The organism is Enterococcus cecorum (assembly GCF_052119425.1).
Lineage (GTDB): Bacteria > Bacillota > Bacilli > Lactobacillales > Enterococcaceae > Enterococcus_E > Enterococcus_E cecorum_C.
Genome location: NZ_JBQKFH010000002.1, coordinates 24,357 through 40,282, shown reverse-complemented (window position 1 = coordinate 40,282; position 15,926 = coordinate 24,357). Strand labels below are relative to the sequence as shown.

Below are 15,926 nucleotides of genomic sequence, written 5' to 3'. Positions count from 1 at the left end.
AGTTGATTGATACCGAGAAAGCTAAGGTTGTCCGGAATGACAGGAAAATCCACTATGTTTAAAGATTTTCCTAGGCAGGCCGGCTTAGATGCGATGTAGCTACCCTTCGAACACCGTCAAAAAAGGTTGTGAGAAGGGTCGATTAGCTACAAGTACCAGCATGACCAAAAGTTAGACTGTATATTACCGAATAGTCGTTGTTTGTTAGCGGCTGTTCGGTATTTTTTTATAAATGAGATACTATAAATTTGCTTTACTGTCCTTTTCACAAGTAAATTATTTGCCAGATAAATCAAAGCTTAATACTATAGAGTTATCAAGGAAAAATAGTATATAGTTTACAACGAATGAAACAAAAGAAAATACAAACTAAAAATTGTTATAAAAGTTTTTGTTGATTTGTTACGAAAGATTTAGGAAAATAGAGATGGTGAATAGGATGTATCAAGTAATTCGTATGCATGGTGATAATGAAGTGTGGTGGTTCTTTGAAGGTTGGCAAGCAGACATTGTGGAAGAACAATATTTTGCTACTTTTGAGGAAGCCGTCGCAGCTTACACCTTATTATGGCACGAATATAAAATAAAATATTCCTGTGTCAGCGCAAAAGAAAATTATCTTTGTGCGTTTTGGAATGAAGAAGAATTACGTTATTGTGAGGAATGCGAGGATGATTTACAGCAATATCACTCCATCGCTTTATTAAAAGATTTTGAACCCGTCACAATAACCAGTGAAAGGAATTTATATGAAACAGCTAATCATTGCGGAAAAACCAAGTGTTGCCAAAGATCTGAGTAGAGTGTTAAAAGCAACGAAGAAAACTAAAAATTACTATGAAGGCGACAAAGTGATTGTCACTTGGGCTTTAGGACATTTATTAACCTTAAAAATGCCTGAAGATCTAAACAAAGAATGGCAACAATGGCAATTAGAGACACTGCCAATGTTACCAAAGCAAATAGGTATCAAACCTTTACCAAAAACTGGTCATCAATTAAAGGCGATTGCAGCGTTGGCCAAACGAAAAGATGTAGGAGAAGCCGTGATTGCGACCGATGCTGGACGTGAAGGAGAGTTAGTTGCCCGTTGGATTTTGCAGTGGGTGAGATTTAACAAACCAGTGAAGCGTCTATGGATTTCATCACAAACAGACAAAGCCATTAAACAAGGTTTTGCCAATTTAAAACCAGCCAGTCAATATGACAATTTATATGAGTCAGCTATTTCTAGAGCAAAGGCGGACTGGTTGGTGGGGTTAAATGTGACCCGCGCTTTAACTGTGAAATATCAAGATAATCTAAGTGCTGGACGTGTACAAACACCGACCTTGGCCTTAGTGAGACAGCAAGAAAAGCAAATTGAAAAGTTTCTCCCACAAGAATATTTTACAATTCAGTTTGCCGATAATCAGTTGACCTTTACTCATCAACAAAAGAATCCGCAAGCTATCAAAACACGAGAAGCGGCCCAACAATTAGTTCAACAGATGAGCCAAACAGCAGGCACCGTGGAAAAAATTGAAGAAAAAGTCAAACGCCAAGCCGCGCCATTACCTTATGACTTAACGGAAATCCAGCGTGAGGCCAATCAACGTTACGGCTTTTCTGCTAAAAAAACGCTCTCTTTGGTGCAAAGTCTATATGAAATTCATAAAGTCGTCACTTATCCGCGGACTGATAGTAAGTATTTAACCACCGATATGCAAAATACGATGAAGGAACGCCTACAAGCAATTAGTGATTTTGATCCGCAAGTCAAGACGATTATTAAAAATGGGGCAAAAGTTGTCTTAAAAAAAGTTTTTAATAATGCGTTGGTTTCTGACCACCATGCCTTGATTCCAACTGAACAAAGGGCAAATTTTGCTAAGTTATCCAGTGATGAACAACGCATTTATCAGATGATTGTGTCACGCTTTTTGATGTTGTTCTTACCTGAATATCAAGAAAAGGTTCAAAAAATCACACTATCATTTGGTTCTGAACGTTTTGTTGCAAGTAATAAAAAAGTACTTGAACCAGGTTGGAAAGGGACAAGTGACGAACCTAAAGCAAAGGTTGTGCACTATACAGAAGGTCAAAAAATCAAGGGTGAGTTTAGCATTGAAAAACAATTGACCACCCCGCCTAAGCCATTGAGTGAGGGGACTTTGTTGGCGAAGATGGAAAAATATAGCTTAGGTACGCCGGCCACGCGTGCTGAAATGATTGAAAAGTTGATTAAAAGCGACTTGATGGAACGCAAAGCCAATTATTTAGCGGTCACTCCTAAGGGAAAACAGCTACTAGGTCTGGTGAATCCTTCATTAGTCACGCCTGAATTGACGGAAAAATGGGAGAAAAATCTTGAAAAAATCGCTAAAGGTCAGATGAAGAGTCAACAATTCATCCAACAAATCGAACAAGATACGAAGCGTTTAGTGGCTGAGATTAAGCAAAGTAACCAAAGCTATCAAGATTTTTCAATTACACAAAAACGTTGCCCAGAATGTGGTTCGCTCTTAAAAGAAAAGAATGGTCGAGACGGCAAGCGTTTGGTCTGCACGAATGAAGACTGTCATTACTCAAGACGAAAAGAGCCAAAAGTATCCAATCATCGTTGCCCACAATGTCATAAGAAAATGGAAATCATCGAAGGGAAAAACGGGACTTATTATCGTTGTAAATATGACGGCACGACCGAAAAAATGCAAACCAAGGCTGAACGAAAACAAAAAATGACCAAACATGAAGAAAAACGACTATTGAAAAAATACAGCCAAGAAAATACAGAAATGGAAAGTCCATTAGCTTTAGCCTTAAAAGCGATGATGGCTGAAGATAAATAATACAAAAGATACTCAAATCCTGCATGGAGGCGAGTATCTTTTTTTATGTTGTGCATGATATTTGCCTGTGGTAAAATGAATGAAAAAATAATTAAAAAAAGGTGTGATGAAATGAAAGAAGGAAACAAACAGATTGTTAAAATCATTACTTCATTGATTTTTGGTTCTTTAGGCAGTAGTGTTTTATCTTTTGTTATCGGGTTAGAAATTTTATCCAAAACCAATTCTGCCCTTGCTTTTGGTGGGACGCAGTTAATTGGTCCTGTGGTATCGTTGGTTTTACTGCCATTTGCCGGGGCAGTGGTCGATCGTTTTGAAAAGAAGAAAATCATCTTTATTGCACAAGTTGTGAGTATTCTGATGCTCGTCTTTTATGCTTTTTCGTTAAAAAGTGGTTTTTCCGTGTTGATTTCCACTTATTTGTTATTGATTGTATTACGACTAGCGGATATTTTTCTGAGTACCGCCTATGGAGCAGCGACCATTCATTTGGTGGATGAAGCCGATTTACAAAAGGTGAGAAGTTTTGAACAATTAGTTTCAGCAGTGAGTCAAATTATTGCGCCAATTATTGGTGGAATTATTTATGTGCTTATTTCCTTATCCAATATCGTATTGTTGGAAGTTGTTTGTGAAACTTTGGCAGCGATGATTTTAATGATGGTGAATTTTCATTATCGCAAAGTTAGCGACAGTCACGTGGATGAGTCACAGGATTCTTTGTTAAAGATGTTTTTATCCGGATTAAATTATATCAAAAAGGATCGCTTATTGGTGTTTGCGATGGTGATGGGTATGTCCATTAATTTCGTCTTATCTTCTATTAGCGTCGGAATTCCATATATTCAAATCCACCAACTTCATTTTCCAACACAAGCTTATAGTTTTTCTGAATCAGCTTTTGGATTTGGATTAATCTTGGCTTCCTTGATTTTATCTATGATTAAAAATATTCGTTATCCACTTTTGAATACTTATATTTATGTGATTTCATTAGGGACAATTATGAGTATACTCGGATTTATATTGATGCAATCACTTCCGTTAAAATGGATGATTGTCATTATGATTGTCGGAAATTTTGTGATGGGTGTATGTATTACGCTTTTAAATGTGCCGCTGAATACTTGGTTAAGTGCATATGTCGATCCACAGTTTCAAGGTCGTGTCTTTCACTTTTTAATGACTGGAGTGCAATTATTAATGCCTCTGGGAATTGTTTTTTATTCATTCTTATTTGAAGTGGCCAACGGTGGACTGACCTTCTTTATTTCAGGAATCGTTGTGATTGTCATGATGGTACTTTTACCCATTCTATTACAAGCCAATTTAAAATCAGCGGAAATAAAACCACAAGAAAATCAAGCATAACAATAAGGCCTAGCAGATGGATTGCTAGGCCTAAACTAATGTATAAAAAGGGGACGAAGACTAGAAATGTGCAAGATTAACGGATAACTTCTTCAGATTCTACATCAAAGAAGTGTGCTTTATTCAAGTTAAAGGCTAATTCTACTTCTTCACCTGGTTTGTGATAATCACGCGCATCCACACGAGAAACAAATTCAGTATCACCAATCATAGTATAAAGCATGGTTTCAGCACCTAAAAGTTCAGATACGACAACCGTTGATTTCACACAAGCGTCAGGTGTTGCATCTAATACGACACGTTCGCTATGAATATCTTCTGGGCGGATACCAAAGATTAATTGTTTTCCTTCATAACCTTTTTCAACTAAGATTTTATTACGTCCTTCAGGTAATTTCACTTTCAAACCACCATCATTTGTGATATAGCCACCATTTAGGGTAACTCTAAAGAAGTTCATTGCAGGAGATCCGATGAAACCAGCAACGAATACATTATTTGGTGTATCATAAACTTCTTTTGGAGAGCCGATTTGTTGGATAATACCGTCTTTCATAATAACGATACGGTCAGCCATTGTCATCGCTTCTGTTTGGTCGTGAGTTACGTAAATAGTTGTTGTATTTAAACGTTGGTGTAACTTCGCGATTTCTGCACGCATGGCTACACGTAATTTCGCATCCAAGTTTGATAAAGGTTCGTCCATTAAGAAGACTTTAGCATCACGCACAATCGCACGTCCTAAGGCAACACGTTGACGTTGACCACCGGATAGAGCAGCTGGTTTACGATCAAGATATTCAGACAAGCCTAAGATTTGAGCTGCATTTTCTACACGTTTTTTGATTTCTGCTTTATCATATTTACGTAATTTCAAACCAAAAGCCATGTTATCGAATACGGTCATATGTGGATATAAGGCATAGTTTTGGAATACCATCGCGATATCACGGTCTTTAGGTGCAACATCATTCATCACTTTATCGCCAATTAATAATTCACCTTCAGAAATATCTTCAAGACCGGCAATCATACGTAGAGTAGTTGATTTACCACAACCAGAAGGACCAACGAAAACGATAAATTCGCGGTCGGCAATTTCTAAGTTAAAATCTGTTACTGAATATTTTTCAGCGTTATCATATTTTTTATATACATGTCGTAAAGCCATTTCTACCATAAGTTCATACCTCTTTCTATGTTTAATCATCCTATTCGCAAAGTTTATTTTTGCGAGAAATCTTTTTATCGACATCCTTAATATAAATGAAAGCCTTTTACATCTCAACGTTAACATGTACAAAGAACACCTCAGTGAATTGTGCAAAATGTTGAAATCGCTTTTCACACATAGAAAGAATTGTCGAATCTGTCTTTCTTAGATACAATAAAGATGAAAATAATTGAGGTGATGACAGTGCAAATTTTACCTTTAGAGCAAATTTATGCGGAAGGTTTCATTAAGGATGAGCCTTTATTTAATAAAGATTTCTTGTGTATTCCATATAAGGGAAAGTTCTTTTGTATTGAAAAGCAAAAGTTAAGCGTTACAGAGCAAAAATTACTTTTAACATTATATCCCAATGTAGCCCCTCTTTATGAATTAGAGCGCAAATTTTGGTATCAAGTATTATTCAAACATACACGACTTTCTGAAAAAGAAGCGGGTGAATACCGGATTATTCAAGTCCAGTTTAAGCGGATGGATGACAGTATTTATCATTCATGGATACAAACGATGGAAACTGTTTTGCCAAATTTAGTCGATTGTTTATTTGTTAGTTCAAACCAAGCCCTACTTATTGAGAAAAGAACAGAGAATTATTATCAAAAAGAAGAGTTGCATGGATTGTTCACGGCTTTGGATGATGATTTTGCGACCTTTACCCAGATATTTGTGGGGGCTTTTTATCCAAGCGAGGTTGATTTTACGAAGATTTATCGTGAGGAAAGCCGGTTATTTCAAGAAATGTTAGTTGAAAATCCTAAAAAGTATCTTTCTTTGAGTGATTGTGTTTTATATTTAGCAACGAGTCAAGATTTAACGAATTATGAGTCATTAAAAGAGTTAGGAAAAATCTTTTTTGCAGAAGAAGGCATGAAAGAAGTCATCCATGCATTATGGAAAAATCAAGCCAACGTTTCTTCGACTGCTAAAGATTTATTCATGCACCGTAATACATTATTGTATAAAATGGAAAAGTTTCAACAACGTTTTGATTTGAATTTGAAAGAGCTAAATGATTTATTAATGGTTTATTTAATTTCGAATTTAAAATTTTAATCGAATTTTCATATTGACATCCTCAAAATTTTCTGATAAATTGGATTCATCAAATTGAAAATACGTTGAAAAGAAGAGTAGCCATAGTCCTTTTTCAGAGAGCTTCTGGTTGGTGCAAAGAAGTAGAGACCTATGCGTGAAACACATCTTGGAGTAGATTTTCTGAAATGAGGAAGTAGGAAGATTCGGGTGGCCCGTTATAGCCAGAGTCAAGTAGACTTATTGAGACAATTACTGCGAGGTAGTTGTGAAAAAAGGTGGAACCACGTCAACACGTCCTTTGGTTAAAAAAACCAAAGGACTTTTTTATTTTAAGGATGTGAAGCGGGTCGGTCAGCTCCAAGCAGCTAAGGTTTCCGGAATGTCGGAAAATCCACTATTTTTTAAGGTTTTCCAAGACAGGCCGGCTTAGATGCACAGGAGCTACACGCCGAACACAGATTGCATTAAGGTCGTGAAGCAGCTTGCCCAGACATGAAGAAATTCGTGTGTTTACCTACCACTGCAAAAATCGGATGAAAGGAGATTTTTGCAAGTGGGAGGGCGAATTTCACAATGTCTAGCTGCTGAACGCCGTCTAATTTTAAGGATGTGAGGCGGGTTGGTCAGCTCCAAGCAGGATAAGGTTTCCCCAAAAAAGTTTACTTGACTCACGGAGTTCTTTTCTGCGAGGGAAAGATAAATAAAAGGTGGCACCACGTCAATCACGTCCTTTGGTCAAAATGATCAAAGGACTTATTTTATACCTTGAGGGCAAGACCGTGGGTAAGTTCATCAATCATAGAGAAATGAGGTTATACATGTGCAAGTAATATTAGATACGTTTCCCCAAATTATTCAAGGGGCAGGGATAACATTAAAGCTATTTGGATTGACCATCTTAGGCTCAATTCCGCTAGGGGTATTGTTAGCCTTCTTATTAATGAGTCGCTTTTATCCAGTGAAATTATTGATTCAATTTTATGTTTGGCTCATGCGCGGAACCCCGTTACTATTACAATTAATTTTAGTCTTTTACGGTTTGCCTTATATCGGCATCGTCTTTGATCGTTTTGAAGCAGCTTTGATTGCTTTTATTCTAAACTATGCCGCCTATTATGCAGAAATTTTCCGTGGCGGGATTCAATCCATACCTAAAGGCCAATATGAAGCAGCCAAAGTATTGCATCTAAGTCCTTGGCAAACGATTAGTAAAATCATCATTCCGCAAGTCACTAAAATTACCTTACCTTCTGTCGGCAATGAAATCATTAATCTAGTCAAGGATACTTCGCTTGTATATATTTTAGGTTTATCAGATGTGATGCGTATTGGTAAAATTGCGATGGAAAGAGAATCTACCTTGCTGCCATTAGTAGGCGTGGCAATTGTTTATCTATTAATGACTGCCATCGTGACTTTATTGTTGAAATACTTTGAAGGACGCTTAAATTATTATCGTTAGGAGGGATTGTATGTTATCACTAAAACAAGTCAATAAAGCATTTGGTTCACGACAAATTATTCGTAATCTAGATTTATCCATTGAAGAAGGCTCGATTTTATGTATTGTAGGTCCCTCTGGTGGTGGGAAAACGACACTGTTAAGAATATTAGCTGGTTTAGAAACTTATGATAGTGGCGAATTTTTATTAGATGGCCAACCCTTTAATCCAAGTACTTCAAAGGAACAAGTCGTTGGGGTCGTCTTTCAAGATTTTCAATTATTTCCACATCTAAGTGTGATGGAAAATATTACGTTAGCTCCAAAGTTGGCATTGAAGCAATCGGCGGCCGAATCCCAACAAATGGCACAAAACTTGGCGCAACGTTTAGGTTTATCTCAACTTTTGGACCATTATCCTTATCAATTATCTGGTGGGCAAAAACAACGGGTGGCAATTGCACGGGCGATGGCGATGAATCCTAAAGTATTAGCTTATGATGAGCCAACGAGTGCTCTTGATCCAGGTTTGAGTCAACAAGTCGCTGATTTAATCTTAGAAATGAAAGAAGCAGGTATGACGCAAATTGTGGTGACGCATGATTTGGAATTTGCCAAGAGAATTGCCGATCAACTTTATCAGGTAACCCCTGTTGAATAAACATAAAAATTAAAGGAGAAGATGAAAATGAAAAAATTATTTAAAGTATTATCAGTTGTTGCATTAGGTTTAGTATTAGGCGCATGTTCTACTCAGAAAAAAGGCGAAACGAGTAAGTCTGCTGCCGACAAAAAAGAAGTCGTGGTAGGGCTAGATGATACCTTTGTGCCAATGGGATTTAAAGATGACAGTGGCAAGATTGTTGGTTTTGATGTTGATTTAGCGAAAGCCGTGTTTGAATTAACAGATCAAAAGGTGAAATTCCAACCAATTGACTGGTCGATGAAAGAAACCGAGCTAAAAAATGGAACGATTGATATGATTTGGAATGGTTACTCTGTGACTCCTCAACGTCAGAAAAAAGTGACATTCACAGATACTTATATGAAAAATACCCAAGTGCTAGTCACACCTAAGAAAAGCAATATCACCAAGGCTGAACAAATGAAAGGCAAAGTGTTAGGGGCACAAGAAGGCTCTTCAGGTTATGATACTTTTACGAAACAGCCAGAAGTTCTACAAGATATCGTTAAAAATAATGATGCGACGCTGTATGCTAGTTTTAATGAAGCCTTTATCGATTTAGAAAATAGCCGGATTGATGGTCTGCTAATTGATAAGGTATATGCTGAATACTATTTAACACAAGCCAAAAAATTAGCGGAATATAATATTGTCGAATTACCATTTGATAGCGAAGATTTCTCTGTTGGGGTACGTAAATATGATGAAAAGTTAGCCAAACAAATTAATGAAGCTTTCAAAAAATTACAAGAAAATGGCAAGTTTAAAGAAATCTCAGAAAAATGGTTTGGCCAAGACGTCACACCTAAACAATAAGGATTTGCTTTTGATAGTCAGAGCCACTTCTCAATAAAAGGAAGTGGTTCTTTTTTTATTATTCAGAGAAAAAACTAAGAAAGCGTTTTATATTTTGGTATATTCAATGACGAAAAAGTGTTATAATTATAACGAGAGGTGAGGAAGATGAACGTAGCAGTTTGTGATGATAATATGGCTATCTATGAACAATTACATAACCTATTGTCAGAATTTTCTCATCAGTATGGGCAAGAAATCATAATTATTGATTTTATGAATGCACAAGAAGTATTGGACTATATCAATGATGAAAAAACAGCAAGTATTGATTTTCTGCTTTTAGATATTGAAATGGATGGACTAGATGGGATTGCTTTAAATCAATATTTACTAAAGAATAAAAAGATTTCATGGATTGTATATGTCTCAAATTTTGTTGAACGAATGAGTGAAGCTTTTAGTGAAAAGACACTTGGTTTTATCAGTAAGCCCATTGATCAAGCAGTGATGAATTATTTGGATGAAATCGCGCATCTTTTTCATTTTGATAAGCAATATTTTTATACAGGGAATCAGATAATCGATATCTTGTTGACGAATTTAACCGAAAAAGCATGCGAAAATAATATCACAGTTAATATAGAAGGAATTATTCCAAAAGACTTAAATGTGGATTCTGTTGATTTAACGTAATTCAGGCAGAAGTCGCCCATCCTCTATAGGTGGGTGATGAATACCGACGATGCAGTATATTATCTTTTTATTTCGTTCTATGTTATAATCAGTATATATTAGAAATGAGTTGATATAAAATGGAATTAGATACAAATAACCATTCAGTCTTTCTTCTTTATTACCATCTTATTTTAGTAACGAAATACCGTAGACAAGTGATTGATGATGAAATATCTGATTATGCTAAAGCTACTTTTGAAAGAATTTCAGAATCGTATCACATTACTTTAGTGGAGTGGAATCATGATAAAGACCATATTCATGTCATGTTCAAAGCTCACCCTAAAACAGAATTGACAAAATTTATCAACGCCTATAAAAGCGCTAGTTCAAGATTGATAAAACGTGATTTTCCAAGAGTCAAACAGTTTCTTTGGAAAGAACAGTTTTGGTCTAAAAGTTTTTGTCTGTTGACGACTGGTGGAGCACCAATTGATGTGATAAAGAAATACATCCAAAATCAAGGAAACAATCATAAATAGAAAGCAGGTGAACTTTGTGGAACGACTAAAAGCGTACAAATTCAGAATCTATCCAACAGAGGAACAAGAAATCTTCTTTGCCAAAACTTTCGGCTGCGTTCGTAAGGTCTACAATCTAATGCTTAATGATCGAAAAAAAGCATATGAAGAAGTTAAAAATGATCCTTCTAAAAAAATGACTTTTCCAACACCGACTAAATATAAGAAAGAATTTCCATTTCTGAAAGAAGTCGATAGCCTCGCTTTGGCCAATGCCCAACTTCATTTAGATAAAGCATACAAGAATTTTTTTCGGGATAAATCTGTTGGCTTTCCACGTTTCAAAAGTAAGAAAAATCCTGTTCAGAGTTATACAACGAATAATCAAAATGGTACCGTTGCTTTGATTGATAATAAATTCATAAAAGTTCCTAAATTGAAATCATTAGTAAGAATTAAGCTTCATAGACAACCAAAAGGGATGATTAAATCTGCTACAATATCACGGCATTCTAGCGGTAAATACTATATTTCTTTGCTATGTAAAGAAGAAATTAACGAGTTACCTAAAACCAATTCTGCAATTGGCATTGACTTAGGTATTACAGACTTTGCGATTCTTTCAGATGGGCAAAAAATTGATAATAATAGATTCACGTCCAAAATGGAAAAGAAATTAAAACGTGAACAACGTAAGTTGTCAAGACGAGCATTATTAGCCAAACAAAAAGGTATCAATCTGTTTGAAGCTAAAAATTACCAAAAACAAAAACGTAAAGTTGCTAGATTACATGAAAAAGTAATGAATCAACGTACTGATTTTCTGAATAAGTTAAGTACAGAAATTATCAAAAATCACGATATTATCTGTATTGAAGACTTAAACGTAAAAGGTATGTTGCGTAATCATAAATTAGCAAGAAGTATTTCTGATGTATCTTGGTCTAGCTTTGTGGCTAAGTTGCAATACAAAGCGGACTGGTATGGACGTGAAATCATCAAAGTGGATACGTGGTTTCCGTCTAGTCAGATTTGTTCAGAGTGCGGACATAAAGATGGCAAGAAATCGCTCGATATTCGAGAATGGACTTGCCCTATTTGCCATACTCATCATGACCGTGATATCAACGCTAGTATCAATATTTTGACCGAAGGTCTAAGGATACAATCATTAGCTTAGATATAATCAAAAACCGTAGGAACTACGGGGATAGCTTGGTAAATAAGAGAAACCGCTGTTAGTAAAGAAATAAGCTATCAAGTATGCTCTATTCCCAAGAAGCTCCCACTTCAAGCGTTAAGAACCGTTAGGTTTAGCTAAGTGGTGAGTAGTTCACCGATTATTTGCTATAATTTATTACAAAATGCGCTAGAGGCAACAATCCTAGAAAAAAATGATTTCTTTAGTGTGTCATGTTCGATTAAGAATCAACAATTTATTTTTGTTGTGAAAAATAAGGTATCAAATGAAATCAGTATTGAAAATGGACTGATTCAATCCCAGAAGGCAGATGAGAAAAATCACGGCTTGGGTTTGAAAAATGTTAGAGATGCTGTTGAAAGAAGTAAGGGTATTTTTGATATCAACGTAAAAAATCAACAGTTTATCGCCAGAGTCGTTTTACCCTTAGATTAGTTGTAAATATTTGGTGTAATCGAAATCAAATGTTTTTATCCTAGACTGCATTTCGTTGATAAAACCTGCATTTCGTTAATGTATTCTTATTTTTTTGATTTATTTGGATTACAATTAAGTTGACGAAAGGAAAGTGTGGTTATAAGATGACTTTTCATAAGTGGTGGCAGCGATTACTCATTAGCCGTTATAGATAGAACATGGATAAAAGAAGGGAAAAGCGATGAAAAAAGATCATTTATTAATCTTTAGTTTTGTATTAGCATTTTTACTGACGATTATTTTCAATGCTTATCTTCCTTCCGTCGCAAAAGTATTTAATTTTGTCACTTTTTGGATGCTAATTGCTGTGATAGTATATAGAGTCTTAATAAATAGAAGAAAGAGATGAAGGAGGAAATTTCAGATGGTAATTAAGAAGTATTATCCAGTTCTACTTGTGATTGGTCTGTTGTTTTGGTTGAGTGTGTTTATCCTCCCTACTGATTTTTTGAGTGCTATATTGGGAAATTTTCGTTGGGGTGGTGTCGTCGGGTTGATTATTAATCCGATAATTGGCATAATCTGTTTACTGCTGGCTCTACGCTATAAGAATTATTGGATAGCTGGCTTAAGCATTCTTTTAGCTGGACTTCTTCCACTTGCAATTACGTTATTTGGGTTTTAAGTACGTCATTCTCCTTCGAAAATTAAATGAGGGAGAATGATTATTTCGTTATAATGATAACGCTTTATCCTGGGTTTGAGTTGTGATATAATGAACTTGTAGAAGTGACGGAGTAGCAAAGGGGATAGGAAAAATCTCGATAGTTCATCCTGTTTACTCATCATTGGAGTTACACATTAGAAAGAAAGGGTGAGTCTTATGTTGCAAGAATTAAACAAAAAAATGAGAAGTCTAGATCTAAAATTGAGAAGTTTAGATAGTACAATGAAATTTTTGGTTGTCATTTATGGCGCGCTATTTGGCTTTATGACTGGTTACTTAATCTATAAATTATTTGTGGCACACGACTATTTCTTTCTATTCATTTATATTATTTTTATGATTGGAATGTATATCAATTTGTATTTTCAAAAAAAGTATCCGATGTGAGCTTGCTTTGAGTGCGTGCTGCTTTTTTAAAATGATAAAGGGATACGAATTTAGGTGAAATTAGAAACGGTGTGATGAATTTGATTTCGGGCATCGTTTTTTTGTCATATTTTTAGTATAATGGAAAGGATGAAGGGATTGAAATGATTTATGGCGCAAAGAAAGAAAAGAAAATCGACCAAGAGAACAAAAAAACAGCAAGCCAATAATCAAACCATGGCAATGATTATTACTGGCTTTTCTTTTATTTTTTTAAGTTTACTTGGTTTCTTTAAATTAGGCTTTTTAGGTATTTTATTTGCCAATATATTAAGATTTTTTGTCGGAAATACGTACCCATTATTAGCGGTAATACTCATTTTTTATGGAATCTGGTTATTGGTCAAACATCAGCTCACCGTCTTTGATTCTCGTAAGCGTAGTGCTGGTTTGGCATTAACCTATGTGGGAATATTAGTGATTGTTTCGGCGATGCTTTTTGCTAAGATTCATACTAAGAATCCTAATATTTTAGGAACAACGCTAAATCTATGGGTGAGTGATTTAAAACATAGCAAAATTAGCCAAAGTCTTGGTGGCGGCATGATTGGTGGCGCACTCTATCAAGTAACCTATTTCTTAGTGGCCCAATTTGGTAGTTATGTATTGGGTGTCTTAAGTATTTTTGTTGGGGTCTTTTTATTTACGCAAAAGTCGGCGCAAGATTTGATTGATTTTCTGCAAGATTTCGGCGAGGCAATTAGTCAACGTCTCAAGGTCAGTGAAGAAAAACAAAAATTGCGTGAAGAAAAGAAAAAGGCCAAACAAGCGAAAAAAGAGGCTGAAAAAGAAGCACTCCGTCAGCAAATGTTAGAACAGCAAAAAAATCAAGTACGACCTTTTACTGAAACTGAGGAACAAGAACGCCAGCATAAAGCACCAGAAATGATTATTGAGCCTCATCAGATGAGTTTGATTGAGCCAACTGAGGCTGAAAAGTTAATGCAAGAACAAAAGGATGCGAGTCAGGTTCCACCTAAACGTTCCCGCAAAACCAAAGCAGCGCCTGAAGAGGACATAGATGGCGATGATCCATTAGAATTTAGCATGGAAAATGAGGAGCCAGATGAATTTTATGAGTTGCCACCAAGTACGTTGCTTGATCCGGCAAAAGTTCAAGATCAAAGCGATGAATATGAAAAAATCAAGCAAAACGGGGAAATTTTAAATCAGACTTTCCAAAGCTTTGGCGTCGATGCCACGGTGGTGAAGGCAAGTTTAGGCCCTTCTGTGACGAAATTTGAGATTCAGCCAGCTGTTGGAGTAAAAGTGAGCAAAATTGTTAGTTTAACCGATGATATTGCCTTAGCTTTAGCGGCCAAAGATATTCGGATGGAAGCGCCCATTCCTGGTAAGTCATTGATTGGGATTGAGGTGCCAAACCAAAATATTTCGATGGTTTCGTTTAGAGAAGTTATTGAAGCCACACCGGCACATCCGGATAAGATTCTTGAAGTGCCATTAGGTCGTGATATTTCTGGTAAAGTGCAGACCTGTGATTTAACGAAAATGCCGCACTTATTGATTGCTGGTTCGACAGGTAGTGGGAAGTCGGTAGCGATTAATGGGATTATCACCAGTATTTTGATGCAAGCCAAACCACATCAAGTGAAATTAATGATGGTCGATCCGAAAATGGTTGAGTTGAATGTGTATAATGGCATCCCGCATCTGTTAACACCAGTGGTAACCAATCCGCGAAAAGCTGCCCAAGCGCTTCAAAAAGTCGTGAAAGAAATGGAAGAACGCTATGAAAAATTTGCGGCTACTGGTGTGCGCAACATTGCTGGTTATAATGAACTAATTGAAGCAAAAAATCAAGAAGATGGGCAAAAACGTCCAATTCTACCATTTATTGTGGTGATTGTTGATGAATTGGCTGACTTAATGATGGTCGCAAGTACTGAAGTAGAAGATGCGATTATTCGTTTAGCGCAAATGGCCCGTGCTGCTGGGATTCATATGATTTTAGCTACACAACGGCCAAGTGTTGATGTCATTACAGGAATTATCAAGGCCAATGTACCTTCACGTATTGCCTTTGCGGTCTCTTCAGGAACGGATTCGCGCACCATTATTGATAGTCATGGGGCAGAAAAACTATTGGGACGTGGCGATATGCTTTACCTACCAATGGGTGAGAATAAACCTATCCGTGTGCAAGGGGCCTTTATTTCAGATGGGGAAGTCGAGCGTATTGTCAAATTTGTAACCGATCAAATGGGGGCCAATTATGACGAGAAGATGATGAATCTGGAAGAAGAAGCACCAAGTGAAAGTAATAATGACTATCCACAAGATGAGTTGTACGAGGAAGCCAAGGCCTTAGTGGTAGAGATGCAAACGGCAAGTGTTTCGCTTTTACAACGGCGCTTTAGAATTGGTTATAATCGAGCTGCCCGTCTGGTGGATGAGTTAGAAGCCAATGGGGTAGTTGGCCCTTCTGAGGGGAGTAAACCACGTAAGGTCTATCTGGAATCCCTAGATACACCTGTGGATTATGAGGAGATACCCCAAGATTATGAATAACAAATCAGCCTTGCTAGGTCGAGAGGATCGACTCTGAT

Annotated in this window: 17 protein-coding genes and 1 other annotated feature; of the genes, 16 read left to right on the top strand and 1 reads right to left on the bottom strand. The window is 36.4% G+C overall.

Annotation, left to right across the window (positions count from 1 at the left end):
- The first annotated feature begins 439 nt into the window (after positions 1–439).
- The 3 genes from ACTQZM_RS00660 to ACTQZM_RS00650 all read left to right on the top strand — a co-directional run bounded on the left by ACTQZM_RS00660 (position 440) and on the right by ACTQZM_RS00650 (position 4,202).
- Entirely contained in the window at positions 440–802 is a 363-nt protein-coding gene (locus tag ACTQZM_RS00660) for a DUF1033 family protein (protein WP_113783696.1), read from the top strand.
- The gene (locus ACTQZM_RS00655; protein WP_441652570.1) at positions 750–2,831 is read left to right on the top strand and encodes a DNA topoisomerase III; all 2,082 of its coding nucleotides are present in this window, start codon (positions 750–752) and stop codon (positions 2,829–2,831) included. Before ACTQZM_RS00660 ends, ACTQZM_RS00655 begins: the two co-directional genes overlap by 53 nt.
- A gap of 111 nt (positions 2,832–2,942) precedes the next feature.
- Positions 2,943–4,202 carry an MFS transporter gene (locus ACTQZM_RS00650; protein WP_441652569.1) on the top strand — a complete coding sequence of 420 codons (1,260 nt, stop codon included), beginning with the start codon at positions 2,943–2,945 and terminating at the stop codon, positions 4,200–4,202.
- 76 nt (positions 4,203–4,278) lie between these two features.
- On the opposite strand, the gene ACTQZM_RS00645 is transcribed toward ACTQZM_RS00650, so the two are convergent.
- The gene (locus ACTQZM_RS00645; protein ID WP_113783699.1) at positions 4,279–5,382 is read right to left on the bottom strand and encodes an ABC transporter ATP-binding protein; all 1,104 of its coding nucleotides are present in this window, start codon (positions 5,380–5,382) and stop codon (positions 4,279–4,281) included.
- Positions 5,383–5,619: 237 nt separating this feature from the next.
- On the opposite strand from ACTQZM_RS00645, the gene ACTQZM_RS00640 reads away from it, so the two are divergent.
- From ACTQZM_RS00640 to ACTQZM_RS00580, 13 genes are all read left to right on the top strand, one after another.
- Complete coding sequence (locus ACTQZM_RS00640) at positions 5,620–6,486, top strand: helix-turn-helix domain-containing protein (RefSeq protein ID WP_441652568.1); 867 nt, start codon at positions 5,620–5,622, stop codon at positions 6,484–6,486.
- A 56-nt stretch (positions 6,487–6,542) separates the two neighbouring features.
- Positions 6,543–6,770 (top strand) — a binding site (T-box leader).
- Positions 6,734–6,898, top strand: a complete 165-nt coding sequence (locus tag ACTQZM_RS00635) for a hypothetical protein (protein ID WP_441652567.1) — start codon at positions 6,734–6,736, stop codon at positions 6,896–6,898. Its footprint overlaps the feature before it by 37 nt.
- 390 nt (positions 6,899–7,288) lie before the next feature.
- Positions 7,289–7,930, top strand: a complete 642-nt coding sequence (locus ACTQZM_RS00630; RefSeq protein ID WP_441652566.1) for an amino acid ABC transporter permease — start codon at positions 7,289–7,291, stop codon at positions 7,928–7,930.
- A 10-nt stretch (positions 7,931–7,940) separates the two neighbouring features.
- Positions 7,941–8,570 (top strand): amino acid ABC transporter ATP-binding protein, encoded by a 630-nt coding sequence (locus ACTQZM_RS00625; RefSeq protein ID WP_171336655.1) that lies wholly within the window; start codon positions 7,941–7,943, stop codon positions 8,568–8,570.
- Positions 8,571–8,597: 27 nt separating this feature from the next.
- The gene (locus ACTQZM_RS00620; protein ID WP_441652565.1) at positions 8,598–9,410 is read left to right on the top strand and encodes a transporter substrate-binding domain-containing protein; all 813 of its coding nucleotides are present in this window, start codon (positions 8,598–8,600) and stop codon (positions 9,408–9,410) included.
- 147 nt (positions 9,411–9,557) lie between these two features.
- The gene (locus tag ACTQZM_RS00615; protein ID WP_441652564.1) at positions 9,558–10,085 is read left to right on the top strand and encodes a response regulator; all 528 of its coding nucleotides are present in this window, start codon (positions 9,558–9,560) and stop codon (positions 10,083–10,085) included.
- A 119-nt stretch (positions 10,086–10,204) separates the two neighbouring features.
- Complete coding sequence (gene tnpA, locus ACTQZM_RS00610) at positions 10,205–10,609, top strand: IS200/IS605 family transposase (RefSeq protein WP_113837022.1); 405 nt, start codon at positions 10,205–10,207, stop codon at positions 10,607–10,609.
- 16 nt (positions 10,610–10,625) lie between these two features.
- On the top strand, positions 10,626–11,768 hold the full coding sequence (tnpB, locus tag ACTQZM_RS00605; RefSeq protein ID WP_441652563.1) for an IS200/IS605 family element RNA-guided endonuclease TnpB: 1,143 nt from the start codon (positions 10,626–10,628) through the stop codon (positions 11,766–11,768).
- Positions 11,769–11,909: 141 nt separating this feature from the next.
- Positions 11,910–12,224, top strand: coding sequence for a GHKL domain-containing protein (locus ACTQZM_RS00600; protein ID WP_441652562.1), 315 nt, complete (start codon positions 11,910–11,912; stop codon positions 12,222–12,224).
- Between the two features lie 223 nt (positions 12,225–12,447).
- The gene (locus ACTQZM_RS00595; protein ID WP_441652561.1) at positions 12,448–12,615 is read left to right on the top strand and encodes a hypothetical protein; all 168 of its coding nucleotides are present in this window, start codon (positions 12,448–12,450) and stop codon (positions 12,613–12,615) included.
- A 15-nt stretch (positions 12,616–12,630) separates the two neighbouring features.
- Positions 12,631–12,891: a hypothetical protein gene (locus ACTQZM_RS00590; RefSeq protein ID WP_047342151.1), complete on the top strand. Its 261-nt coding sequence runs from the start codon at positions 12,631–12,633 to the stop codon at positions 12,889–12,891.
- Between the two features lie 198 nt (positions 12,892–13,089).
- Positions 13,090–13,320, top strand: coding sequence for a hypothetical protein (locus ACTQZM_RS00585; RefSeq protein ID WP_113783706.1), 231 nt, complete (start codon positions 13,090–13,092; stop codon positions 13,318–13,320).
- 150 nt (positions 13,321–13,470) lie between these two features.
- The gene (locus tag ACTQZM_RS00580) at positions 13,471–15,888 is read left to right on the top strand and encodes a DNA translocase FtsK (protein ID WP_441652560.1); all 2,418 of its coding nucleotides are present in this window, start codon (positions 13,471–13,473) and stop codon (positions 15,886–15,888) included.
- Positions 15,889–15,926: the final 38 nt, after the last annotated feature.